The organism is Streptomyces sp. NPDC060035 (assembly GCF_042736635.1).
GTDB lineage: Bacteria > Actinomycetota > Actinomycetes > Streptomycetales > Streptomycetaceae > Streptomyces.
On sequence record NZ_JBHWVO010000011.1, the window covers coordinates 213,771 to 239,142 of the forward strand.

Below are 25,372 nucleotides of genomic sequence, written 5' to 3' on the forward strand. Positions count from 1 at the left end.
CCCCTACTGGAGCCGCCACTTCTGGTTGGCGGCTCCGGTGCAGGTCCAGATCTGGGCGAGGGCCCCGTTCGCCGAGGACTGGCCGGTCACGTCGAGGCACTTGTCCGCGGCCGTGTTGACCACGTCCCCGGTCGAGGAGTTGTACGTCCAGCGCTGCGCCCCCGACCCGTTGCAGTTGTACAGCTGGACCTTTGCTCCGTCGGCCGTCGAGCCCGAGGTCACGTCCAGGCAGGCGCCGAGAACCTTGATGGAACCGTCGCCCGAGACCGTCCAGCGCTGGTTGGCCGCGCCCGTGCAGTCCCAGATCTGGACGGGTGTGCCGTCCGCCGGGGTGTTGCCGGTGGCGTCCAGGCACTTGCCCCCGATGCCGGTGAGGGCGCCGGAGGTTCCGGACGATCCGGACTGGGTGCCGGACCAGGTGAACGTCGCCGACGTGCGACCGGGCAGCGAGTAGGTGAACTTCTGCCCGCCCCAGTTGACCGTGACCTGCTGGGCCGAGGCCGAGCCGTTGTAGGCGATCAGGGCCTTGGAGCCGTCCGGGTTGCGCCAGGCCACGTTGGGCACGGTGGAGCTGGCGGTCGAGGAGATGCGGGCGGCGCCCGGCCGGACGTACTTCGTCAGGTGGCCCATCGTGTAGTACTCGACGGTGTAGTCGACCTGGCCGTGCCTGCTGTCCCCGTTGTGCACGGTGACCAGCCCGTCGCAGGTGCCGCAACCGCCGTTGTGCGGGCCGCGGTTCTGGTCCACGGCGAGTGACCACTTGGTCACCGACTTCGCCCAGTTGCGGGTGTAGTCGATGATGTTGAGCATGTCCTCGCGCTGCTGGTCGGCGATCCAGGTGCCGCCCGAGTGCTCGGTCTGGAAGGCGTTCAGCTCCGGGTACTGGTTGTGCACGGCGGTCTGCTTGGCGATGTCACCGCCGTAGCCGTGCCAGGCGATCCCGCCGAAGTTGGGGTGGTTGCGCACCGCGGCGTCGTCGACCGTCGCGGCGGCGTACGCGTCGTAGGTGTCCCAGTTCCAGTCGTGGGCCAGCACCTTGGTGGCGAGGCCGGCGGACTGGAGCTTGGGCAGCAGCTCGCTCTTGGTGAAGTACGCGAGCCCCGAGCCGTTCCAGCTCATCGAGGGGTAGCCCGAACAGCACGTCGGCTCGTTCTGCGCGGTGACGTAGTCGACCGCGATGCCCTGGTCCCGATAGGCCTGGAGGTACTTCACGAAGTAGTTGGCGTACGCGCCGTAGTTCTCGGCCTTCAGCCAGCCCCCGTTCAGCTGCCCGTTGTCCTTCATCCAGGCCGGCGCGGTCCACGGCGAAGCGACCGTCGTGAGGGCCGGGTTGAGTTGCTTGGCCTGTTTGGTGAGCGGCAGCACGTCCTGCAGATCGTGTGCGATCGAGAAGTTGTCGAGATTTGGGTCCGTCTGGCCGGCGGGCATGTCGTCGTACGTGTAGCCGAACCGAGCCAGGTCGGAACCGCCCATCGGATTGCGTACGAAGGAGAGCCCGATGCCGTCCGTGGGGGAGAACAGCTTCTTCATCGTCTCGTCGCGGGTGGCCTGACTGAGCGCGCCGCTGCCCTTCATCAGCCACGCCGCCGTGTCCGTGAACGAGGCGCCGCCGCCGGTGAAGGTCTGGTACCGGGTGTTCTCGTCGATCGTGATGTTCGTGCCGGAGCCGCCGTTGCCTGCGCCGAAGGAGACCGGCGTCTGTGCCTGGAGGCCCCGGGTCACATGGCGGCCACCGGAGTCGTCCGTCGTGGTCAGCACGATGTTCACGCTCTCGCCGGACGCCTGCGCGGTACCGGAGGAGAGCCCGGCCAGGCCTGCGGTCGCGAGCGCCGTGGCGACGATGACTCTCGCCGCTCTGCTTGTTCGGATCATGGGCTGCTGCCTTTCTCGGCAGGGGCGTGGGGGAAGTGCCGTCGAACGAGGCGTGAGTGAACTGCTCTTACGCGTTCGCGTCAAGAGATTCGTACGTTCAAGAAGTGAACGAACGGCTCGCCGGACCTGCTTCGACAATGGGTACGGACCAATCTCGGCGTGAAGTATTGACGGCTCTGTTCCGGCGGGGTTAACTCCAGCCGCAACGCCGGTACCGGTTCCGGTACCGGTTGCGGAACCGGTACCGAAGTCGTGGTCCACCGCTTGCCCTGACCTGTCCTGCCTTGTCCCTGGAGGCCCCGTTGCGTGTCACCATCGCCGATGTCGCCCGTCAGGCCGGCGTCAGCAAGACGACCGTGTCCCGGGTCATCAACACCAAGGGAGACGTCGACGGTTCCACGGCCGCCCGCGTTCGTGAAGTGATCGCACATCTCGGCTATGTGCCCAGCTCGGGTGCCGTCGGACTGGCCCGCGGCAGCAGCCGCACGGTCGGGATGCTGGTGCCCTCGCTCACCTGGCCCTGGATGGGCGAAGTGCTCCAGGGCGTCGTCGACACGGTGGAGGCCGCCGACTACGGACTGCTGCTCTTCACCTGCAACCGGGGTGCCGAGTCCGTGGAGCGCTTCACCAGCCAGGTGTCGGCGCGCGCCTTCGACGGACTCGTCGTCGTCGAACCGGAGAACACGCTCGACCACCTCACCGAGCTGCACCGGTCCGGTCTGCCGATCGTGCTCATCGACGATCGCGGCCACCACCCGGAATTCCCCTCCGTCGTGACCACCAACTACGAAGGAGGCGCGTCGGCCGCCCGCCATCTGCGGGCAGCCGGACGCACCAGGCCCCTGGTCCTCACCGGACCCGAGAACTTCGGCTGCGTACGTGACCGGCTCGCAGGATTCCGGTCGGTCCTGCCCACCGATCTGGTCGTGAGCGGAGACTTCACCGAACGCTGCGGCCGGCTGGCGGTGGAACAACTCCTTGCCGCCGGTACGGAGTTCGACTCGGTCTTCGCCCACAACGACATCAGTGCGGCGGGTGTCCTGCGGGCCCTGCGGGCCGCCGGCCGTCGCGTGCCGGACGACATCGCGGTGGTCGGCTTCGACGACATCCCGATGGCCGAACACACCGAACCGCCACTCACCACCGTGCACCAGCCCACACGGCAGATGGGCGAGACGGCGGCGCGGCTGCTGCTCTCCCACCTGGGCGGCACCGCCGTACCGGACGAACCGGTCGTGCTGCCCACCGAACTGGTCGTGCGCCACTCGGCGCCGTAACGGGCAGGGCCGACAGGCCCCGTCCGTTCCTGAAGTCCTTCACGACGCACCACCCGTAGTCGCACGACCCGTAACCGGCGCGCCGAGCGCTGCCCGTATCCCGGATCTCCCAGACCCGCAGTCCTTCCTGGAGTCGCCATGTCCGCACGCCGTCACACCACGCTCAGAGCGGTCGCCGTTGCCACCGCCGTGGTCGCACTCGCCACCGGTTGCTCGTCCGCCAACTCGGGCGCCAACAAAGGGGGCGGCGCCGGGGCCTCCGGCGTTCTGACCATCGGCAAGCCGGACGGGCCGCAGACGAACAACAGCAACCCGTTCCTGTCGACGTCGGCGGGCGCCGTGCTCGGCTACCGCCACATGATCTACGAGCCGCTGGCGATGACGAACCAGATCCGCCCCACCGAGAAGGCGGATGCCTGGCTGGCGACGGACTGGACGTGGGAGGCCAACTTCACCAAGGTCACCTTCAGCCTCGACGACAAGGCCAAGTGGGCCGACGGCAAGCCGCTGACCGCTGCGGACGTCGCGTACACCTTCGAGCTCCTCAAGAAGCACCCCGCGCTCAACGGCAACGGCATCCCGTTCGACGGGATCACCGTCGAGGGCCAGAAGGTCGTCCTGACCTTCAAGGAATCCCAGTTCGTCAACCAGAACAAGATCATCCAGACGTTCATCGTGCCCAAGCACATCTGGGAGAAGGTCGAGAACCCGGAGACCTGGCCCAACCGCACCCCGATCGGCTCGGGCCCGTACAAGCTGAAGACGTTCACCCCGCAGACCACCACCCTGACCGCCACGCCCACCTACTGGAAGGGCAAGACGAAGGTCAAGGAGCTGCGCTACACCGCGTACAACGACAACAGCGCGGCGACCACGGCGCTCGCGGGCGGCAAGGTCGAGTGGTCGTTCGTCTTCATGCCGAACTACAAGCAGCTGTACGTGTCCAAGGACCCCAAGAACCACAAGCTGTGGTTCCCCTCGGGCCTCGGCATCCACGGGCTGTGGTTCAACACCGCCCGCAAGCCGTTCGACAGCCCGGCGCTGCGCAAGGCGATGGCCATGGTCGTCGACCGCAAGGCCATCTACGTCCAGGCCGAGGCGACCCTCTACCCGGAGATCACCAACCCGACCGGCATCCCGCTGCCCGCAGGTGAGCCGTTCCTCGCGCCGGAGTACAAGAACGCCACCACCAAGCCCGATGTGGCCGGCGCCAAGAAGATCCTCGACGAGGCGGGCTTCAAGCTCAGCGGCGGCGTCCTGAAGGACCCGAGCGGCAAGCCGGTGAAGCTGACCCTCACCGACCCGGCCGGCTGGAACGACTACATCACCGGGCTCGCGATCATCAAGGACAACATCAAGCAGCTCGGTATCGAGGCCAAGGTCAAGACGCAGACCGCCGAGGCCTGGGGCAACGACGTCGCCACCGGCAACTTCGACGCCACTCTGCACTGGACCAACAGCGGTGCCACGCCGTACGACCTGTACCAGAACATCATGGACGGCGCGATCCTCCAGCCCATCGGCAAGAGCGCCCAGCTCGGCAACTTCGGCCGCTTCAAGAGCCCCGAGGCCACCGCCGCGCTCAAGGAGTACGCCAACGCCAAGGACGACGCCACCCGCACCAAGGCCCTGAACGTCATTCAGAAGATCATGGTCGAGGAAGCCCCCGTCATCCCGACGGCCGCAGCGCCCATCGGTGCCGAGTACTCCACGAAGAACTGGGCGGGCTGGCCCACCGAAGCCTCTCCCTACGCGCCGCCGCAGCACACCCAGCCGACCGCGCTGGAGATCGTGCTGAACCTGACGCCCGCCAAGTAAGTACAGGGAAGAACCGGCCATGAGCACCGAACAGCCCCAAGACGTGCACCCCGAGACCGATGTGGTCCTCGAAGCACGCGGAGTCACCAAGCACTTCCCCGTGCGGCGTACGGGCGGCGACATCCTCGCCCGCAGACGCCGTACCGTCCACGCCGTCGACGACGTCTCGCTGAAGCTCCGGCGCGGCACCGTCACGGCCCTGGTGGGGGAGTCCGGCTCCGGGAAGTCCACCGTCGCACGGCTGCTCGCCCAGCTGTATCCGCTCACCGAGGGCGAGATACACATGGGCGGCAAGGCGGTGAAGGCCGGACGTGGCCGGTCCTTCCGTACCTATGTGAAACAGGTCCAGCTGATATTCCAGGACCCGTTCGCCTCACTGAATCCCGTGCACACGGTGCGCTACCACCTCACCCGGGCGCTGAAGATCCACGGCCGGGCGGGGAACGGGGAGGTGGACCTGGAGAAGAACCTGGCCGCTCTGCTGGAGCGGGTCCAGCTGACCCCTCCTCAGCAGTTCCTGGAGAAGTTCCCCCACGAGCTGTCGGGAGGGCAGCGCCAGCGCGTCGCGATCGCGCGCGCGCTCGGCGCCGACCCGCAGGTGCTGCTGGCCGACGAGCCGGTGTCGATGCTCGACGTGTCGATCCGGCTGGGCGTCCTCAACCTGCTGCGCGACCTCAAGGAGCGCATGCACCTCGCGATCCTCTACATCACCCACGACATCGCCTCCGCCCGCTACTTCGCGGACACGACCCTGGTGATGTACGCGGGCCGGATCGTCGAGGGCGGGGACAGCGAGACCGTCACCCAGAGCCCCGCGCACCCCTATACGCAGCTGCTGATCGCCTCCGCGCCGGACCCCGACCGGGTGGCCGACGAGCGGGCGCAGGAAGAGACCGGAAGCGGCGAACCGCCCTCGTTGATCTCCCCGCCGGGCGGCTGCCGCTTCCACCCCCGCTGCCCGAAGGCCATGGAACGCTGCCGCACCGAGCTGCCGCCGCGCTTCGACCTGGCGGACGGCCAGTGGGCCGCCTGCTGGCTGTACGACGGAACCACCGCACAGGGGGCCGGCAAGTGAAGTACATGCTCCAGAGGCTCGCCTTCTACGCCGTCACCGCGTGGGCCGCCATCACCATCAACTTCCTGATCCCGCGAATGATGCCGGGTGACCCCGTCGAGGCGCTGATCAGCCGCTACCAGGGCCAGCTCGACACCAATGCCATCGCCTCCCTGAAGGCACTGTTCGGACTCGACGAGAACCAGTCCATCTGGGACCAGTACACCGACTACTGGTCGCATCTCCTGGACGGCGACCTCGGTCTGTCGTTCACCTTCTTCCCGACGCCGGTCAGCGAGGTGATCTCCCAGTCACTGCCGTGGACGCTCGCACTCGTCGGGGTCACCACGATGATCAGCTTCCTTCTCGGCACCGGGATCGGCGTCTACAGCGGCTGGCGGCGCGGCTCCTGGCTGGACGGCCTGCTGCCCGTCACCACCTTCATCTCCGCCATCCCCTACTTCTGGCTGGGCCTCATCGCCATCGCCCTGTTCGCCGTGAAGTGGCCGCTCTTCCCGGCCGCCGGAGGGTACGACAACTCCCTCGTCCCGGCCTTCGACTGGCCGTTCATCTCCAGTGCGCTCTACCACGCGGTGCTGCCCGGCGTGACGATCGTCCTGAGCGCCATCGCCGGCTGGATCCTCGGCATGCGCAACATGATGGTGACCGTCTCCTCCGAGGACTACGTCATGGTGGCGCAGGCCAAGGGGCTCTCCGAGCGGCGCGTGATGTTCAGCTACGCCGCCCGCAACGCGGTCCTGCCGAACATCTCGGGATTCGCCCTCTCCCTGGGCTTCATCGTCGGCGGCACGCTGCTGGTCGAGATGGTCTTCTCCTATCCCGGCATCGGCTACCAGCTCTTCCTGGCCGTCGGGGCCAAGGACTACCCGCTGATGCAGGGCGTCTTCCTGATCATCACGCTCTCGGTGCTCGCCGCGAACCTGCTGGCCGACATGATCTATGCCCTCCTCGACCCGCGCACCCGTAAGGAGGCCTGACGATGGCCGTCACCGCCACCGACACCGCCGTGCTCGAAGGGGTGCCCGCCCCGGCCGCACCCACCAGCAGGGCCAGGTTCCGCTTCCTGCGCGGCGGGAAGGCCCGCACCGGGCTGCTGATCCTCGCGGTCTTCGTGATCCTCGCCGTCGCGGGCCCCTGGCTCGCCCCGTACGACCCCGACCTGATGAGCGAGGACCTCCTGCAGGCGCCGTCCGCCGCCCACTGGTTCGGCACCACCCAGACCGGGCAGGACGTCCTCTCGCAGATCCTCGTCGGCACCCGGGGCGTCCTCGTCGTCGGCTTCATCGCCGGCATCCTCGCGACCGCCCTGTCCGTACTGATCGGGGTCAGCGCCGGATTTATCGGCGGGGCCGCCGACGAGATCCTCTCGATGCTCTCCAACATCTTCCTGGTCATCCCCGGACTGCCGCTGATCATCATCATCGCGAGCTTCGTCCCGGACACCGGGGATCTGCTCATCGCCTCCGTGATCGCCCTCACCTCGTGGGCCTGGGGGTCGCGGATCCTGCGGGCGCAGACCCTGTCGCTCCGACGGCGCGACTACGTGGAAGCGGCCCGCGCCACCGGCGAGTCGACCTGGCGGATCATCCTCTTCGAGATCATGCCGAACCTCACCGCCGTCATCGCGTCCGGCTTCGTCGGCACCGTCATCTTCGCCATCCTCTCGGAGATCACCCTCGCCTTCATCGGCGTCGCCGACATCTCCCACTGGAACTGGGGCACCGTGCTCTTCTGGGCCCAGTCCAACCAGGCCCTGGCCCAGGGCGCCTGGTGGTGGTTCGTCCCCGCAGGCCTGTGCATCGCCCTCCTGGGCACCGCCCTCGCCCTGATCAACTTCGGCATCGACGAGTTCGTCAACCCGCGACTGCGTACGGCGACCGGCGCCTCGCGGAAGGTCAGGATGCGCGTCGGATTCACCCCGGTGGCCCGTACGGACCGCACCGGCACCCCCGCCGCCCGCACCGGCACGCGCACCAAGGAGCAGAGCGAATGACCGGCGACCCGATCCTCACCATCAGCGGACTGAACGTCGACTACGGCACCGGCGCGAGCGGCGTCCAGGCGCTGCGCGACATCGACCTCACCCTGCACCGCGGCGAAGTCCTCGGCCTGGCAGGAGAGTCGGGATCCGGGAAGTCCACACTCGCGTACGCCGTCACCCGGCTGCTCTCCCCGCCCGGGGTGATCACCGGAGGCGACGTCCACTACCACCGGCCGGGCGCCGAGCCCGTGGACATCCTCTCCCTGTCCCCGGACGAGCTGCGTGCCTTCCGCTGGCAGGAGCTGTCGATCGTGTTCCAGGGGGCGATGAACTCCCTCAACCCCGTGCACACCGTCCACAGTCAGCTCACCGATGTGCTCAAGGCGCACCGCCCCGACATGCGGTCCCGCGAACGGACCGCGCGGGCCGAGGAGTTGCTGACCCTGGTCGGCATCTCCGCCGACCGGCTCGCCGCCTATCCGCACCAGCTCTCCGGCGGCATGCGCCAGCGCGTGATGATCGCGATGGCGCTCGCCCTGGAACCCGAGATCGTCATCATGGACGAGCCGACCACCGCGCTCGACGTCGTGATGCAGCGCCAGATCCTGCGCCGGCTGGTCCAGCTGAGGGAACAGCTCTCCTTCTCCGTCGTGTTCATCACCCACGACATCTCCCTGCTGATCGAGTTCTCGGACCGGATCGCGATCATGTACGGGGGCCGGATCGTGGAACAGGCAGGCGCGGCCGAGATCTACCGCGACCCCCGCCACCCCTACAGCGACGGGCTGCTGCACTCCTTCCCCGCCCTGCACGGCCCCCGACGCGAGCTCACCGGCATCCCCGGGGTTCCCCCGCACCTCAGCGCGATGCCCACCGGCTGCGCCTTCCACCCGCGCTGCGACAAGGCCTTCGAGCCGTGCACCGTGCGGGTCCCGGTCCTGGCCGCGCCGGACGCCGTCCAGGACCGCGAGGTCGCCTGCTGGCTGCACACCCAGCCGGCCTGACCTGCGCCTCACGTCCCACCGCACCCCACAAAGGACTTACGGAGACCCATGAATCTCGCCACGCCCCGCAGCAGCCTGCAGCCCGCCGCCGTCCAGGGACTCCCGGCCGACTTCCGCTGGGGCGTCGCCACCTCCTCGTACCAGATCGAGGGGGCGCCACGGGAGGACGGCCGCACCCCGTCGATCTGGGACACCTTCTGTGAGGTCCCGGGCGCTGTGCACAACGCGGAGAACGGCGATGTGGCCTGCGACCACTACCACCGGATGCCCCAGGACGTGGAGCTCATCGACGGCCTCGGCGTCGACACGTACCGCTTCTCGCTCGCCTGGCCGCGCATCCAGCCGGGCGGCCGGGGACCCGCCAACGCCAAGGGCCTGGACTTCTACAAGCGGCTGATCGACGAGCTCCAGGGCAGGGACATCACTCCGTGGATCACCCTCTACCACTGGGACCTGCCGCAGGAGCTGGAGGACGCCGGCGGCTGGCCCGCCCGTGACACCGCGTTCCGCTTCGCCGACTACGCGATGCTCGCCTACGAGGCGCTCGGCGACCGGGTCGAGCACTGGACGACGCTGAACGAGCCGTGGTGCTCGGCGATGCTCGGGTACGCCTACGGAGCGCACGCCCCCGGCCGGTGCGACATGGGCGACGCCATGGGTGCCGTCCACCACCTCCTGCTGGGCCACGGCCTCGCGTCGCAGCGGATGCGCGAGGCGGCGGGCGACAACCCGCTCGAGCTCGGCATCACCCTCAACCTCGGCACCGCCACCCCGGAGACCGACAGCGAGGCCGACCGCGAGGCCTGCCGCCGTGCCGACGGGATGGGCACCCGCCTCTACCTCGACCCGATCGTCCGCGGCAGCTACCCGCAGGACATCGTCGCGGACCTCGCGGCCCAGGGCATCGAACTGCCCGTCCAGGACGGCGACCTGGCCACCATCGCCACCCCCCTCGACGTCCTCGGCGTCAACTTCTACCGCGGCGCCCTGTTCTCCGGAGTCACCGAGGACGGATCGCCCACCGATGCCGACGGACTCCCCGTCACCCGTGGTGTGGAGCGCGACCTGCCCCGCACCGCGATGGACTGGGAGATCACCCCGACCGAACTCACCGGTCTGCTGCTGCGCCTCCAGCGCGACTACGCGCTGCCGACCGTCATCACGGAGAACGGGGCGGCCTTCGACGACACCGTCGCCGCCGACGGCTCCGTCCCCGACGCGGATCGCACCGCCTATCTCGCCGACCACATCGCCGCCGTGTCCGACGCCCGTTCCCAGGGCGCCGACGTCCGGGGCTACTTCGCCTGGTCGCTGATGGACAACTTCGAGTGGGCCTACGGCTACGACAAGCGGTTCGGGATCGTCCGGGTCGACTACGACACGCAGGAGCGGACGCTCAAGGACAGCGCCAAGTGGTACCGCGACACGATCCACCTCACCCGGAACGCTCGTCACGACTGACCCGTATCGGAGCACCCCCACATGCCCTCTCGTACGACGTTGATCGCCACCACCGCCGCCCTGGTGGCCCTCGCCACCCCCGTCGCCCTCGCCGCCCCCGCCCCCGCCGTGAAAGCCGCCGCCGCAGTCGCCTGGGACACGGACAGGGCGGCGGCCGCCTACACGGCCGACCCCGGCGCGGTCACCGCGTCCGGCAGTGAGAACGCCGCAACGGTGCCCGGGGCCGCCGCCGACGGCAACGCCACCACCAGATGGTCCAGCAATGCCGCCGACGACGCCTGGATACGGATCGACCTCGGCGCGCAGGTCCGGATCAACCAGGTCAAGCTGGAGTGGGAAGCCGCCTACGGCAAGAAGTACGTCCTGGAAGTGTCCGCGGACGGCACCAACTGGACGAACTTCTACACCGAGACCGAAGGCACCGGCGGCACCGTCACCGCCCACACCTACCCGCAGGAAGTCACCGGCCGCTACGTCCGGATGCGCGGAGTGCAGCGGGCCACCGGCTGGGGCTACTCCCTCTTCTCCTTCCAGGTGTACGGAGGTGAGCCGGCCCCCGCCTCGACGACCCGCGCCAACCTCGCCCTGAACCACCCCACCTTCGGCAACTTCTACCAGCACGCAGGCAACTCGCCCGCCTACGTCACCGACGGCGGCTGGCCGGCCGACCTCAAGGCCGACCGGTCCCGCTGGTCCTCCGACTGGAACGCGGACCGCTGGGTCGGCGTGGACCTCGGCGCCACCTCCACCATCAGCAGCGTCGACCTGTACTGGGAGGCGGCCTACGCCGTCGACTACGAGATCCAGGTCTCCGACGACAACAGGAACTGGCGGACCGTCCACCGCCCGTCCGCCGCCGAGGTCGCCGCCAGGCGCGCCGACGTGAAATCCCCGGGCGACGCCGTCGGGCGCCACGACACGATCAACCTGGCCGCCCCGGCAAACGGCCGGTACGTCCGGATGCTCGGCAAGGAGCGCCGCTCCTTCTACAACCCGGCGCCCTCCACCGCCCAGTTCGGCTACTCCCTCTACGAGTTCCAGGTCTGGGGCACGGGAGGCAACGCCGGCGCCGCCTACCCGGCCCTGCCCAAGGACCAGGGCGGCGCCTACAACACCACCTTCTTCGACGACTTCACCGGCTCGGGCCTCGACCGCTCCAAGTGGCGTGCGGTGCGCACCGGTACGGAGATGGGTCCGGTCAACGGTGAGTCGCAGGCCTACGTCGACTCACCGGACAACATCCGCACGGAGAACGGGGCTCTGGTCCTGGAGTCGAAGTACTGCAAGGGCTGCACCTCCACGCCCAACGGCACCTTCGACTTCACCTCCGGCCGCGTCGACACCAACACCAAGTTCGACTTCACCTACGGCAAGGTCAGCGCCCGTATGAAGCTGCCGGTCGGCGACGGCTACTGGCCCGCCTTCTGGATGCTGGGCAGCGATGTCGACGACCCGGCGGTCTCCTGGCCGGGCTCCGGTGAGACGGACATCATGGAGAACATCGGCTACGGCGACTGGACCAGCTCCGCCCTGCACGGCCCCGGCTACTCCGCCGACGGCAACATCGGCAAGCAGCAGACCTTCGCGAACGGCGGCCGGGCCGATCAGTGGCACACCTACGGCGTCGAGTGGACGCCCGAAGGCATGACGTTCACCGTCGACGACCGTGTCGTCCAGCAGACCTCCCGCCAGAAGCTGGAGTCGACCCGCGGCAAGTGGGTCTTCGACCACAACCAGTACGTGATCCTCAACCTGGCCCTCGGCGGCGCCTACCCCGCCGGGTGGAACAAGGTCACCCAGCCCTACTGGGGTCTTCCGCAGTCCAGCGTCGACCGTGTCGCGCAGGGTGGCATCAAGGCGGAGATCGACTGGGTGCGGGTCGAACAGAAGTAGCCGACGCCAGAGAACGACAGAAACGAAGGACGAGCCGCAATGCCACGCACACCGCACACCCGCGCACTCAACCGAGCGAGACCGGCGACCGCCGCGCTCGCCGCCGTCACCGTCCTCGCCGGACTGCTCGCCGGGGCCGTCCCCAGCGCGGCTGTCGAGGGCGACGAACCCGCACCGGTCCTCGTCGACCGCTTCGAGGGCGAGGTCCCGCTCGGCAACCCGCCCGCCGACTCCCTCTTCACCTGGGGCGGCGACGCCGACGACCATCCCGCTCTGGAGTTCAAGGAGCGCGCCGACGCCCCCGAGGGCACCAAGGTCCTTCAGGGCACCTACGACATCAGCGCCTGGGGCGGACTCAGCCACGAGTTCGCCGTCGACCAGTCCCCGAAGAACTGGACCGCCCACAAGGGCATCCGCTTCTGGTGGTACGGACAGAACACCGCGCCCCTGCCGCCCGGTTCGGGCAAGCGCATCAACTTCGAGATCAAGGACGGCGGCGCCAGCGGCGGCGCGTCCGAGCTGTGGACCACGTCCTTCACCGACGACTGGGAGGGCTGGCAGCAGGTCGAGATCCCGTTCGCGGACTTCGTCTACCGGGCGGACTACCAGCCTGTCGGCGGCATCGACCAGGTCCTCGGCCTCGATGAGATGTGGGGCTACGCCCTCACCCTCCCGACCGGCGCCCCCGGCGCGTTCGCCATGGACGCCGTGGAGCTGTACGGGAAGGCCGACCCGGCGCTGAAGTCGAGCGTCGTCATCGACTCGGCCGTGCACCCGGTCAAGGAGGGCGGCACGGCGGACATCAGGATCTCCGTCGCCACCACCGGCTCCGTCCCCATCGAGGAGCCCGTCACCGTCGCGTACACGACCAACGGCGGCAGCGCCGAGTCCGGCAAGGACTACACCCCGGTCACCGGCACCCACACCTTCCCCGCGGGTACCGCTTCCGGCACCACCCACACGGTCTCGGTGACCACGGCGAAGGACGACGGCGCCGAGTCGGCCGAGACGATCCCGCTCGAACTCACCGTCACCGGGGCCAAGCCGCCCAAGGAGAACCCGCAGGTCGTCATCGATGCCCACGGACTCCCGTACCAGAACGCGAAGCTTCCGGTGAAGAAGCGCGTCGCGGATCTGCTGTCCCGCATGTCGCCCGCCGAGAAGGCCGGCCAGATGACCCAGGCCGAGCGCAACGCGCTGAAGTCCCAGGGCGACATCGCCACGTACGACCTCGGCTCGCTGCTCTCCGGCGGCGGTTCCGTGCCCAACCCGAACACGGCCGCGGCCTGGGCGAAGATGGTCGACGCCTACCAGCTGCGCGCCCGGACGACCCGTTTCCAGATCCCGCTGATCTACGGCGTGGACGCGGTGCACGGCCACAACAACGTGATCGGCTCGACGATCATGCCGCACAACATCGGCATCGGCGCGGGCCGCGACCCGAAGCTCGCCGAGAAGACCGGGGCCGTCACCGCGAGCGAGGTGCGCGCGACCGGCATCCCGTGGGACTTCGCCCCCTGTGTCTGCGTGTCCCGCGACGAGCGCTGGGGCCGTTCCTACGAGGCCTACGGCGAGGACCCGGCCCTGGTGGAAGCCATGGAGACGGTGATCACCGGTATGCAGGGCCACCCCTCCGGCAAGGACCTGGACCGGAGCGACAAGGTGCTGGCCAGCGCCAAGCACTTCGTCGGTGACGGCGGTACGGAGTTCGGTTCGTCCACCACCGGCTCGTACCCCATCGACCAGGGCATCACGAAGGTCACCCGCGAGGAGCTCGAAGCGGTCCACCTCGCGCCGTTCGCCGAGTCCGTGAAGCGCGGAGTCGGCACGGTCATGCCGTCGTACTCCTCGCTGGACATCATCGGGGACGACGAGGGTCCGGTGAAGATGCACGCCCACGCCGAGATGATCAACGGTGTGCTGAAGGACCGGATGGGCTTCGAGGGCTTCGTCATCAGCGACTGGCAGGCCATCGACCAGATCCCCGGCGACTACGCCAGTGACGTGCGTACGTCGATCAACGCCGGCCTCGACATGATCATGGTGCCGACGGCGTACCAGGGATTCACGAAGACCCTCCAGGACGAGGTCACCGCCGGCCGGATCAGCCAGGCCCGGATCGACGACGCGGTGTCCCGGATCCTGACCCAGAAGTTCCGCCTCGGCCTCTTCGAGAAGCCGTACGCGGACCCCTCCAACCTGGACAAGGTGGGCTCGGCCGCACACCGCACGGTCGCCCGCGAGGCAGTCGCCAAGTCCCAGGTCCTCCTGAAGAACGACGGTGCGGTCCTCCCGCTCAAGCCGGCCCAGAAGGTCTACGTCGCCGGCTCCAACGCCGACGACATCGGCAACCAGGCCGGCGGCTGGACCATCAGCTGGCAGGGTGCCTCCGGCAAAACCACCACGGGCACGACGATCCTGGAGGGCATCAGGAAGAACACGGCCTCGGCCACGTACTCCAAGGACGCCTCGGCTGCCACGGACGGTTACGACGTCGGTGTCGTGGTCGTCGGCGAGACCCCGTACGCCGAAGGCATCGGTGACGTCGGCAACGGCCACGACCTGGAGCTCACGGCCGCCGACAAGGCAGCCGTCGACAAGGTCTGCGCGGCGATGAAGTGCGCGGTCCTGGTCGTCTCCGGGCGCCCGCAGCTCATCGGCGACAAGCTCGGTGACATCGACGCGCTGGTGGCCTCCTGGCTGCCGGGCACCGAGGGCGACGGCGTCGCCGACGTTCTCTACGGCAAGAAGGCCTTCACCGGACAGCTCCCGGTGACCTGGCCGAGGTCCGAGTCGCAGCTGCCGATCAACGTCGGCGACGCGGCGTACGACCCGCAGTTCCCGTACGGCTGGGGACTGACCACCCTCAAGAAGGTTCCGGGAGGCGGCGAGCTGACCCTCACCGCCCTCGCCGCCGCCGCGCAGCTCGCTGAGAAGGCGCACCTCGGAAAGACCCCGGCGGGCAAGGTGATCGTGGACCAGGCCAGGCTGCTGGTCCAGCAGAAGTCCGGCGGGAAGCTGACAGCGGCGGTGTCCAAGCCGTTCGCCGAGGCGGACCACCTGCTGCTCACCGGCGACCTGACCGGAGCGGTGGCCAAGCTGCGCACGGCGTACCGCGCAGCGTAACAACATGGAGGAAGCCCGGGTGGGCGGCGCGTTTGCCGCCCACTTGGGTTACTTTCGGAGTATGCGGAAGAGGCTGTTCGCCCCCCTTTGGGCCTTCCTGCTGCTGATACTCTCGGTGGCCGTGCTGGCGATGGCCCCTGCTGCACCGGCCGCCGCCGCCACGGTCGACGAGGCCGGCCAGGCCCTGCGCCAGGACCCGGTATACGTGGACCCGGGAGCAACCGGCCAGCTCTCCTCCTCCCAGGAGAAGGCCCTCGAGAAGAAGATCCTGGACGCCGACAAGCCGGTCTTCGTGGCCGTGCTTCCGGCAACGTCCGAATTCCCCGAGCAGGACCTCCTCCAGAACCTCCGTACCGCCACCGGAATCACCGGCGTCTACGCGGTCCGCCTCGGCGACGGATTCAACGCGGGTGCCGACCCGCAGGTCATGCCGGTCCGGGCGGTGTCGAACCTCACCACGGCCGTCAAGGCACCCGGCACGGACACGAACGCCGCCACGCAGCTCAACGCCTTCGTCGACCGCGCCGTCGAACAGGCCAGGGGCAGCGCCCCCGCGTCGTGGTCCGGCGGAAGCAGCGACGACACCGGCGGAGTCGGAGCGACCGGCCTGATCGCACTGGGTGCGGTGGCCGTGGCCGGCGGCGCGGGCGCGTACACGATCGTCCGCCGCAACAGGAAGCGCAAGGAGGAAGAGGAACAGGCCTCCCTCGAAAAGCTCCGGGTCGTCGTGGACGAGGACATCACCGCATACGGCGAGACCCTCGACCGGCTCGACTTCCACCCCGCGGAGAAGGGCGCCGACGATGCGATGCGCGCGGACTACGAGGGCGCGCTCGACTCCTACGAGGACGCCAAGTCCCGTATGGGCAACGCCCGCCACCCCTCCGACGTGCGCGGGGTCACCCAGGCCCTGGAGGACGGCCGCTTCTCCCTCGCCGTCCTGGAGGCCCGCCGCAAGGGCAGTTCGCTCCCGGCCCGCCGCCCGCCCTGCTTCTTCGACCCGCGCCACGGCCCGTCGGTCGCGGACGTCCTGTGGAGCCCGTCCGGCGGCGCGGCCCGGGAAGTCCCGGTCTGCGGCGCGGACGAGGTGCGGCTGCGCGAGGGCGAGGACCCCATGAGCCGTACGGTCGACGTGGGCGACGGCCGCCGCCGTCCGTACTGGGAGGCGGGCCCGGCGTACGGGCCCTGGGCGGGCGGCTACTTCGGCGGCGGTCTGCTGCCCGGTCTGCTGGTCGGGACCATGCTCGGCTCGATGCTCGCCACCCCGGCCTACGCGGCGGAGTACGGCGGCGGTGACTTCGGCGGGGGCGGCGGGGAGTGGAGCGGCGGCGACTTCTCCGGCTCCGACTTCGACTCCTCCGGCTTCGGCGGCGGTGGCTTCGGTGACGGCGGCGGTTTCGGCGGTGGCGGAGGGTTCGACGGGGGCGGGTTCTGACTCAGAGGCTGTCGGGTGAGGGCGCCTGGACCGCCCCTTCCCATGTTTCCGGGGCCCAGACGCCGGAGCGGCGCAGGGAAGCCGGGCAGTGCAGGTAGATCTCGTCGATCTCGACCAGCAGAGCGAGGTCCGGGCGCCTGCCCTTGACCGTCATGTCGTCGAAGAACGGTGCGTCCGTGAGGATCCGGGCGCGGCCGTTGATCCGCAGGACGGTCATCACGCCGGGTATGAGGTAGAGCAGACCGACGTGCGGGTTGGACAGGATGTTGTGGAAGCTGTCGCCGCGCCGGTTGCCAGGAAGGTCGGGCATCGCGAGGGTGCGCCTGTCCAGGACCCGGGTGAAGCCCGGCTCGCCGCCGCGCGGGGAGGTGTCGCAGGTGCCGTCGGCGTCGGAGGTGGACACGGCGCAGAACGGCGCGCGGGCCAGCAGGCCGAGGTCGTCCTCGGTGAGCGTGTCATGGACCTTGTCGATGACGAGGGGCCACGGAGTGCCCAGGATCCCCTGCAGCTGCTCCGCCGACCGCAGGGGCACGGCTCCGGCCAGCGGGTCCCCGGTACGGGAGGGGGCGGGCGCGGCGTTCGACAAGGGTTTCTCCGTACCTGGTGGGGGTGCGGCAGCGAATCGCCGGCCTGCAATTATTAGGGTTACCTTACTTGGACTCCCGTGCGTGCCCGGCGCCGGGGGACGTGTTCGCGCCCTTCCGCCATCCGGTGGCACCGGGGCCGAACGGGTGCCAGGCTGGGCAGGGTGGACCGTGACGAGATGGGCAAGCAGCTGCTGGAAGGGCTGACCGTCGACACCAGCAGGCCGGAGCAGCCGGTCCTGCTCGACGAGGCCGGTCGGCCGATCAAGACCTGGCGGCAGAACTACCCGTACGACCGCAAGCTCCGCCGCAAGGAGTACGACCCGGTCAAGCGCATCCTGCAGATCGAGATGCTCAAGCTCCAGCGGTGGACGAAGGACACCGGTGCGCGGGTCGTCGTGGTGTGCGAGGGGCGGGACGCGGCCGGCAAGGGCGGCACCATCCAGCGCTTCACCGAACGCCTCAATCCCCGTGGCGCCCGCATCGTCGCCCTGGACAAACCCACGGACCGCGAGCGGGGCCAGTGGTACTTCCAGCGTTACGTGGCCCACCTGCCGGCGCCGGGCGAGATCGTCTTCTTCGACCGCTCCTGGTACAACCGGGCCGGTGTCGAGCGGGTCATGGGTTTCTGCTCCCAGCCGGAGTACGAGCTGTTCCTCAAGCAGTGTCCGGCCTTCGAGGAGATGCTCGTCGAGGACGGCATCGTCGTGGTGAAGTTCTGGTTCTCCGTCTCCCGGGCCGAGCAGCGCACCCGCTTCGCCATCCGCCAGGTCGACCCGGTACGCCAGTGGAAGCTCTCGCCCACGGACATCGACTCCCTCGACCGCTGGGACGACTACACCACGGCGAAGGTCGACATGTTCCGTGTCACCGACACCGCGCACGCGCCGTGGACCGTCGTGAAGAGCAACGACAAGCGCCGCGCCCGTCTCGAAGCCATGCGCAGCCTCCTGGCCCGCATCGACTACAGGTCCAAGGACCCCGATGCCGTCGGCAGGCCGGACCCCCTCATCGTGGGCGCCGCCGCCACCTTGCTGGAACCGGGCGAGGAGGACACCGCCCTCTCGCCCACCCGCTTCGCTCCGAACGCGGAAGGTCCGGGCGAACACCCGTAGGACGTACGGAAGCGAAGGGCGGCACACATGTGTGCCGCCCTTCTCGCGTTGCCGTCATTTTCCCGTGCTCCGTTGACAGGCCAGGGGTCACTAGAGTCCTATAGTGCTAGGAACCTAGATGAATAGAGGAGACGGTGATCGAGTTTCACCTCGATGCCCGGTCCGGCGTCGCGCCATACCTGCAGCTCGTCCACCAGGTGCGCCAGGCCATGCGTCTCGGCCTGCTGTTCGAAGGCGACAGGCTGCCCACGGTCAAGGACGTCGCAGCCAAGGTCGCGATCAATCCCAACACCGTGCTCAAGGCGTACCGGGAGCTCGAGTACGAGGGCCTGGTCGCCAAGAAGCCCGGCGTCGGCACGTTCGTGTCCAGCACCCTCAGCGACGCCTCGCTGTCCGAGCACGAGCCGCTGCGCCAGGAGCTGCGCGGCTGGCTGGAGCGGGCACGAGCCGCGGGGCTGAACGAGGAGAGCATCGAGGCCCTGTTCCTGAGCACCTTCCGCACCTCCACCGAAGAGGAGAAATGACCGCCATTCTGGAAGCGAAAGGCCTGGGCAAGCGGTACGGCCGCCGCCAGGCGCTGTCCGACTGCACCCTGAGCGTGCCCTCCGGGCGGGTCGTCGGCCTGGTGGGCCCCAACGGGGCCGGAAAGTCCACCCTGCTGCAACTGGCCTGCGGGCTGATCACCCCGACCTCGGGCACCATCGACGTCCTCGGCGGACGTCCCGCATCAGGGCCCGCGCAACTGGCCAAGGTCGGCTTCGTCGCCCAGGACACCCCGACGTACGCCGGACTGTCCATCGCCGATCACCTGCGCCTCGGCGCCCGGCTCAACCCGGCCTGGGACGAACAGCTGGCCCAGGCCCGGATCCGGGATCTCGGCCTGGACCCCGCCCAGCGGGTCGGCAAGCTCTCGGGCGGCCAGCGCGCCCAGGTCGCCCTGACCCTCGCCGTGGCCAAGCGGCCCGAACTGCTCATCCTGGACGAGCCGGTCGCCGCCCTGGACCCCCTGGCCCGGCGCGAGTTCCTGCAGGGACTCATGGAGTACGTCGCCGAGCACGGCACCACGGTCATCCTCTCCTCGCACCTGGTCTCCGACCTGGAGCGGGTCTGCGACCACCTGATCTCCCTGGTCGCCTCCCGCGTCCAGATCACCGGCGACGTCGACGACCTCCTGGGCACCCACTTCCGGCTCACCACGGCACGCCGCGAGGCCGAGGACCTGCCTGACGGGATGCGGGTCCTGACGGCCACGCACACCGAACGGCAGTCCACCTTCATCGTCCGGACCGCCACCCCGGTCCACGACCCCGCCTGGGTCCTGGAACCCCTCGACCTGGAGGACCTGGTCCTCACGTACATGGCCGACGGCAGGGCACGCCCGGCCGGCCGGTCCGCACTGGAGGCACAGCGATGATCTGGCTCACCTGGCGCCAGTACCGCGTCCAGACCCTGGTGGCCCTCGCCGCCCTCGTCGCGATCGCGGCGGCCCTCCTGATCACCGGTATCCAGATCCGGGACACCTACGACAGCAACATCGTCGGCTGCGGCACCGACTGCGGATCGGCCAAGAACGCGTTCGTCACCCGGTACAACGACCTGTACTTCTTCGCCACCGGTCTCGTGATCGTTGTGCCCGGCGTCTTCGGAATCTTCTGGGGCGCGCCGCTGATCGCCCGCGAGCTGGAGACCGGCACCCACCGGCTGGTCTGGAACCAGAGCATCAGCCGCAGCCGCTGGCTCGCGGTCAAACTCTCGGCGGTCGGCCTGACAGCCGTGGCCGTCACGGGGCTGTTCAGCCTCATGGTGACCTGGTGGGCGGATCCGCTCGACGAGGTCAACAGCGAACGCTTCACGCCCGTCCTCTTCGACGGCCGGGGCATTGTCCCGCTCGCCTACGCGGCCTTCGCCTTCACGGTCGGTGCCTGCGCCGGACTGCTGATCCGCAGAACGGTCCCCGCGATGGCGGCGACACTCGCCGTCTTCGTCGCCATCCAGGTCCTCATGCCCTTCGCCGTCCGTCCGCATCTCATGACGCCGGAACGTGCCGAGGTGACACTCCGCGCGATCACCATGCCCGGAGGCGACGGCGACGGCCAAAAGTCCGCCGCGCCGCCCGAGTGGACCGCGACGAACATCCTCCTGTCCGGCGACGGCGACGACGCCCACCTGGACGTGGGCGTGTCCAAACCGGGCGCCTGGGTGGTGTCCGGCAACGGGCCGGTACTCGATTCGGCCGGCCGGTCCGTCCGGGGGGCCGAAGGCTGCGCGCATCGCGACATCGACGCGATGAAGTGCTTCGCCACGTCCGACCTGCACGTCGAGGTGTCCTACCAGCCGGCCGACCGCTACTGGACGTTCCAGTGGATCGAGACGGCGATCTTCCTCGCCCTGGCCGGACTGCTGACCGGCTTCTGCGCCTGGTGGCTGCGCCGTCGCCTGAACTGACGGCGAGACGCTGGGGCGGCCGAAGCCAACGCAACAGGCTTCGGCCGCCACGGCGACTCTACGACCTCGTCCGCATCGCGGGGCAGCCCGCCCGGTGGGCCATCACATTCTGCTTCCGTGGGACGAGTTCGTCTGCGAGACCGCTCAGGCGATCGTCGGACCCGCACGGCAAGCAGGACCTCGTCGGCTTTCCGGCCGGAGCACCGGGGCGGACGCCCCGGTGCTCCGGCGAACTGTCAGCAGCCGATGGGAGCGGAGCCGACGGTCACATCGTCGAACCACAGGGTGTCGTCGCCCGTCCCGTAGCTCTCCCATCCCAGTCGCAGGGACGTGGGCCGGGGCGGGGTGGTGCGGGCGAGCCATTGCTGGTCGACGTCCTGTGTGGGGACACCGTCGGCGTGCAGGCCCGGAATCTGCTCGTCGCCGAGCGAGGTGTCGAGACCGGGGGCCGTCGTGTCGATCGCGAACCGCAGGCACTGCCAGCTTCCCGTCGGCAGTGGCCTGCTCAGCGCCACGCCGACCGGGCTCTGAGCCGGCAGTGTGGCGTCGTCGCTCTCCCGGTTCCACTGAAGGGCACCGTTCTGGCCCCCGACGCGCAGGCTCCGCCCGCCCTGGGAGGTGTCGGGCAGGGAGACGAAAGTGACGTGGGCGGAGGGGAGCGCGGTGGTGTGCCTCACCCACATGCGTACGTACATCACCGGACCGACCGAGGACAGGTCCGCGGTGGCGGCGACGAAGGCGTGGTTGCAGTAGCCGGCCCGGCCGTCCACCCGCAGCGACCTGCCGCCGCTGTGCGCGACCGCGGTGTCGACAGCAGCCGCGCCGGTGCCCTGGCAGTCGGGTGCGGTGAACTGCCAGGCGCCGGACGGAGCCGGGCCGGTCTGGTCCTCGAAATCGGAACAGATCACTGCGCTGCCGCAGTCCGCGCTCGGCGGCGGGGTCGTGGGCGGCGGGGTCGTGGGGGGTGTGGTCGGTGGCGGGGTGCCGTCACCGCCACAGGGAGTGCCGTTGAGGGTGAAGTCGCTCGGCGCGGGGTCGGCCGACCGCCAGGTCCCCTGCAGGCCGAAGTCGGCGGTGCCCCTTGTGGCCAGGGTGCCGTTCCAGCTCGTAGGTACGGCGGCGACGGAGCTGCCGGTCTGGGTGACGGTCGCGTTCCACGCCGATGTCACCTGCTGGTCCCCGGTGTAGGTCCAGGTCAGACGCCAGCCGTTGAGCGCCGGGCCGAGATTGGTGACCTTGATCTGGGCGGTGTAACCGTCGGTCCACTTGTTCACCGTGTAGTCGACCCGGCAGCCGGACTCCGCGCCGCTCGCGGACACCGCCGTGAAGCCGGACGCCAGCAGCGCGACGGCAGTGAGGACGGCCATCCATGGACGGCGCAGTAATCGTGGGAGAAGGACGCGCACGTGTGCCTCCGAGGCAGGGGGTGAGGGGGTGCGGAAGAGTGACGGGAGCGGACCCGTCATCGAGAGGAGGGGCATCGAGAGAAGGGGCTCAGGCCCGGCCGGAGCCCCTCCGAAGGTCAGCTGGTGGGGAAACTGTCGGCAGTACTGATCCGGTTCTTGAGCAGTGCCCCGGACTCGGTCAGCACACCACTGCTGCTGTAGTCGCTGCCGCTGCAGGTGCCGGGCTTGAACGCCGCGCTGCTCTCGGGGGCTTCGGAATAGGTCCAGTTCGCGTAGCTGATCTTCAGCTGATCGAGCAGGTCCAGCCAGGCCGTGGTGCTCGCCCGGTCCATCGCTCCACCGCCGGTGGCGCTCACCGTGCCGAACTCGCTCACGAAGAGCGGCAGTTGCGAAGCCGCCCGGCTCACCGCGGTGCGGTAGTTGTCCTTGTGGCTCGCGGCGTAGAAGTGGAACGCGTACATGAGGTTGGTGGCATTGACGGGATTGTTGACGACCTCGCTCTCGTTGGAGCCGTCGGAGACTCCCAGCGAGGACCAGCCGCGGGTGCCGACGATGACGACGGCGTCCGGGTCGGCGGCCCGGATCACCGGGATGACCTGCTCGGCGTAGTTCTTGATGGCCGACCAGCTCACGCCGTTGGGCTCATTGGCGATCTCGTAGATCACGTTCTTCTTGCCGGCGTTGCGGGCGGCGACGGAAGCGAAGAACGTCTTCGCGCGGGCGAGGTTGAAGTTCGGGTCGCCCGGCGTCAGCGTGTGGAAATCGATCAATGCGTACATGCCACGGGCCTCGGCCATGTCGACGAGGCTGTTCACGCGGCTGGTGAAGCCCGCCGGGTCGGTCTCGTAACCGTCCTCCTGCACATACATGGCGATGCGCAGCAGGTCCGACTTCCAGTCCTTCGCCAACGCGTCCAGGGACGCGGCGTTGTAGCACTCGCTGAACCACTGGATGCCGTGCGTGCTCATCCCCCGCAGTTGTATGGGGCGGTTGTACTGATTGCACAGGTTCACGCCGCAGACGTGAAGCTGGCCGTTGATGTCCACGGGGGTGCCGTCGACCGGGACGGGCGGGGGCTCTTCGAGAGAGCCGGTACAGGCGACGCCGTTGAGTGTGAACGCCGTGGGTTTCGGGTTGGCGCCCGTGAAGGAGCCCGTGAATCCCACGTCGGCCGCCGCACCGGTGGCCAGCGTGCGGTTCCAGTCGACGCCGACGGCGGTGACCGCGGAGCCGGACTGCGACCAGGTGGCGTTCCAGCCCTGGACGACCTTCTGCCCCGCGTCCGGCATGGCGAACCCGAGCGTCCATCCGGTGACGGGGGCGCCCAGGTTGGTGACCTTCACCCCTGCCTGGAAGCCGCCCGTCCACTGGCTGGTGACTGTGTAGTCGACCCTGCAGCCGGTGGCGGCCGAGGCCTGGGGGCCGAAGGCTGCCGTGAGGCCCAGGACTGTTGCGCAGGTCGCCAGTAAGGCGAGTAGGCGTTTCATGGTTTTCCTCCTCGTGCGAAGCGGAAGCAGCCTCATGGGAGCGCTCCCAAGGCCATCGGCCCGAGACCGTACACCGGTACGCCGATGCGCGTACAGACATTCGACAGACATTCGACGAAGAGCGGTCCGGGAGGCGCGGCGTCGCGGAACCGGTCTGCTGGAGGCGGGGACGGCAATGAACTCCCGGCCGCACACAGCGGCTCGGTATCTCCCGCGTGACGAACTGCCGCAGGATGAGGGCCTACGGCATCACGCTTCCGCTTCCGGCGAGCGGTCAGGGATGTGAGGGGCAAGGGGAGTCATCGAACGACTGTGGGCGGCAGGCGAGTTCCCGATCCGGGACGGGGCTGTACCGACCGGACGACACGGGCGTGGAGGGGCCCGGGGCCTACCACCCGGAAGCTGGGCAACCCGTTCCCTTCCGCCTCGGGGAGCCGGGGGCTCCACAGAGGTGGACCTCAACTTCGAGAGCTCGCTGCGGGACAGATCCGGCTGGATGTCGGGCGGCGGCAGCGGGCTGGGCACCATCGGCTACCTCGCCCGCCTCGACGCCGACCGCTCCCTGCTGTGGGTCCTCGCCATGGGGTCCTCGAACCCGTTCGTAGGTGTGCGTCACGAGGGAACGCGAGCGGTCTTCATCAACGACCGGGGGAATCTGCTCCACCTCGACCTGACCGATCCGGCGCTCGCCCGGCCGCACCGGTGAGACGGGCCGGGGGTCGGCCTGCGGTCGTCTGCGGCGAATCTGCACACCGTGTCCGCAGGTGGCTAGGCGCGTCCCGCGGCTTTCCGTCTGCGGACCGGATCCCTCACGTCAGCGGCCGACAATGTCCCTTTCGTGACGGATAGAAGATTCGGCCGACGGAACGTCCGTCGGTCGGGTGAGTGAAGAAGCTGCACCGGTCCATGGAGCAATGTGACCGTGTTGTCCCTTCGATGTCGGAGAGCTATTCGTGGGACTGCTGAAGGGTGGCCTCGCAACGCCCTCACGTGCTTACATCCCTCACATCGCCGAAGCCGTAGGGAAATTCGCCGCCTTCGGGCGCACGCCGAGGCTTCGGTAACTGTGACAGCGACAAGGGTCATTCCCCACTGCGGAGTTGGCCCCAGTCATTCGGAATTAATGCGAAGGGAATTCACCTCATGAGCTCCGCCCCCCAGATACAGACCCAGGAAATCTCCGACGCGGACCTGGACGTCGTGTCCGGTGGCATCGCCGGCGCGGCTTCCCTCGAGGCGCCGCTCGTCGGTGGCATCGCGGGTGCGGTCAACGCCGACCTGCTCTCCGGCAGCCTCTCGGGTGCCGTCGGCAGCAACGTGCTCGGCATCGCCGGTCTCGGCTCCGCCGCCACGCTCTCGGTCTGATCCGGCGCTGAGCCCGTATGCCCCGGTA

General features: G+C 69.1%; 20 protein-coding genes. 16 read left to right on the forward strand and 4 right to left on the reverse strand.

Going from position 1 to position 25,372, the window contains the following annotated elements:
• Positions 1–3: 3 nt before the first annotated feature.
• A complete protein-coding gene (locus ACFWBQ_RS19805; protein ID WP_385490406.1) occupies positions 4–1,872 on the reverse strand; it encodes a ricin-type beta-trefoil lectin domain protein in 1,869 nt (622 codons plus the stop codon).
• Positions 1,873–2,174: 302 nt separating this feature from the next.
• Here ACFWBQ_RS19805 and ACFWBQ_RS19810 point away from each other — a divergent pair, with 302 nt between their 5' ends.
• The 10 genes from ACFWBQ_RS19810 (at position 2,175) to ACFWBQ_RS19855 (ending at position 16,942) form a co-directional block, all read left to right on the forward strand.
• A complete protein-coding gene (locus ACFWBQ_RS19810; RefSeq protein ID WP_385490408.1) occupies positions 2,175–3,149 on the forward strand; it encodes a LacI family DNA-binding transcriptional regulator in 975 nt (324 codons plus the stop codon).
• Positions 3,150–3,287: 138 nt separating this feature from the next.
• Positions 3,288–4,967, forward strand: coding sequence for an ABC transporter substrate-binding protein (locus ACFWBQ_RS19815; protein ID WP_385490411.1), 1,680 nt, complete (start codon positions 3,288–3,290; stop codon positions 4,965–4,967).
• A 19-nt stretch (positions 4,968–4,986) separates the two neighbouring features.
• Positions 4,987–6,042 (forward strand): ABC transporter ATP-binding protein, encoded by a 1,056-nt coding sequence (locus ACFWBQ_RS19820; protein WP_385490413.1) that lies wholly within the window; start codon positions 4,987–4,989, stop codon positions 6,040–6,042.
• Positions 6,039–7,019 (forward strand): ABC transporter permease, encoded by a 981-nt coding sequence (locus ACFWBQ_RS19825; RefSeq protein ID WP_385490416.1) that lies wholly within the window; start codon positions 6,039–6,041, stop codon positions 7,017–7,019. The genes ACFWBQ_RS19820 and ACFWBQ_RS19825 overlap by 4 nt, the downstream gene beginning before the upstream one ends.
• 2 nt (positions 7,020–7,021) lie before the next feature.
• On the forward strand, positions 7,022–8,035 hold the full coding sequence (locus ACFWBQ_RS19830) for an ABC transporter permease (RefSeq protein ID WP_385490418.1): 1,014 nt from the start codon (positions 7,022–7,024) through the stop codon (positions 8,033–8,035).
• Complete coding sequence (locus tag ACFWBQ_RS19835; protein ID WP_385490421.1) at positions 8,032–9,027, forward strand: ABC transporter ATP-binding protein; 996 nt, start codon at positions 8,032–8,034, stop codon at positions 9,025–9,027. The genes ACFWBQ_RS19830 and ACFWBQ_RS19835 overlap by 4 nt, the downstream gene beginning before the upstream one ends.
• 48 nt (positions 9,028–9,075) lie before the next feature.
• The gene (locus ACFWBQ_RS19840) at positions 9,076–10,488 is read left to right on the forward strand and encodes a GH1 family beta-glucosidase (RefSeq protein WP_385490424.1); all 1,413 of its coding nucleotides are present in this window, start codon (positions 9,076–9,078) and stop codon (positions 10,486–10,488) included.
• A gap of 21 nt (positions 10,489–10,509) precedes the next feature.
• A complete protein-coding gene (locus ACFWBQ_RS19845; RefSeq protein WP_385490426.1) occupies positions 10,510–12,381 on the forward strand; it encodes a discoidin domain-containing protein in 1,872 nt (623 codons plus the stop codon).
• 39 nt (positions 12,382–12,420) lie between these two features.
• Positions 12,421–15,507: a glycoside hydrolase family 3 N-terminal domain-containing protein gene (locus ACFWBQ_RS19850; RefSeq protein WP_385490429.1), complete on the forward strand. Its 3,087-nt coding sequence runs from the start codon at positions 12,421–12,423 to the stop codon at positions 15,505–15,507.
• A gap of 61 nt (positions 15,508–15,568) precedes the next feature.
• Positions 15,569–16,942: a hypothetical protein gene (locus ACFWBQ_RS19855; RefSeq protein WP_385490432.1), complete on the forward strand. Its 1,374-nt coding sequence runs from the start codon at positions 15,569–15,571 to the stop codon at positions 16,940–16,942.
• Between the two features lies 1 nt (position 16,943).
• Here the strand turns inward: ACFWBQ_RS19855 and ACFWBQ_RS19860 are convergent, their stop codons facing one another.
• Positions 16,944–17,528 carry an MSMEG_1061 family FMN-dependent PPOX-type flavoprotein gene (locus ACFWBQ_RS19860; protein WP_385490434.1) on the reverse strand — a complete coding sequence of 195 codons (585 nt, stop codon included), beginning with the start codon at positions 17,526–17,528 and terminating at the stop codon, positions 16,944–16,946.
• Positions 17,529–17,705: 177 nt separating this feature from the next.
• Between ACFWBQ_RS19860 and ppk2 the strand changes: the two genes are divergently transcribed.
• From ppk2 to ACFWBQ_RS19880, 4 genes are all read left to right on the forward strand, one after another.
• Positions 17,706–18,641, forward strand: coding sequence for a polyphosphate kinase 2 (gene ppk2, locus ACFWBQ_RS19865; protein ID WP_385490533.1), 936 nt, complete (start codon positions 17,706–17,708; stop codon positions 18,639–18,641).
• 134 nt (positions 18,642–18,775) lie between these two features.
• On the forward strand, positions 18,776–19,165 hold the full coding sequence (locus ACFWBQ_RS19870; RefSeq protein WP_385490440.1) for a GntR family transcriptional regulator: 390 nt from the start codon (positions 18,776–18,778) through the stop codon (positions 19,163–19,165).
• Positions 19,162–20,055, forward strand: coding sequence for an ABC transporter ATP-binding protein (locus ACFWBQ_RS19875; protein WP_385490443.1), 894 nt, complete (start codon positions 19,162–19,164; stop codon positions 20,053–20,055). Before ACFWBQ_RS19870 ends, ACFWBQ_RS19875 begins: the two co-directional genes overlap by 4 nt.
• Positions 20,052–21,086 carry an ABC transporter permease gene (locus ACFWBQ_RS19880; RefSeq protein ID WP_385490446.1) on the forward strand — a complete coding sequence of 345 codons (1,035 nt, stop codon included), beginning with the start codon at positions 20,052–20,054 and terminating at the stop codon, positions 21,084–21,086. The genes ACFWBQ_RS19875 and ACFWBQ_RS19880 overlap by 4 nt, the downstream gene beginning before the upstream one ends.
• A gap of 236 nt (positions 21,087–21,322) precedes the next feature.
• On the opposite strand, the gene ACFWBQ_RS19885 is transcribed toward ACFWBQ_RS19880, so the two are convergent.
• Together ACFWBQ_RS19885 and ACFWBQ_RS19890 are read right to left on the reverse strand one after the other, a co-directional pair.
• Positions 21,323–22,453 (reverse strand): cellulose-binding domain-containing protein, encoded by a 1,131-nt coding sequence (locus ACFWBQ_RS19885; RefSeq protein WP_385490449.1) that lies wholly within the window; start codon positions 22,451–22,453, stop codon positions 21,323–21,325.
• A 155-nt stretch (positions 22,454–22,608) separates the two neighbouring features.
• Entirely contained in the window at positions 22,609–23,979 is a 1,371-nt protein-coding gene (locus tag ACFWBQ_RS19890) for a cellulase family glycosylhydrolase (protein ID WP_385490452.1), read from the reverse strand.
• A 451-nt stretch (positions 23,980–24,430) separates the two neighbouring features.
• Between ACFWBQ_RS19890 and ACFWBQ_RS19895 the strand changes: the two genes are divergently transcribed.
• Entirely contained in the window at positions 24,431–24,685 is a 255-nt protein-coding gene (locus ACFWBQ_RS19895) for a hypothetical protein (RefSeq protein WP_385490455.1), read from the forward strand.
• A gap of 437 nt (positions 24,686–25,122) precedes the next feature.
• Positions 25,123–25,344 (forward strand): hypothetical protein, encoded by a 222-nt coding sequence (locus ACFWBQ_RS19900; protein ID WP_385490458.1) that lies wholly within the window; start codon positions 25,123–25,125, stop codon positions 25,342–25,344.
• Positions 25,345–25,372: the final 28 nt, after the last annotated feature.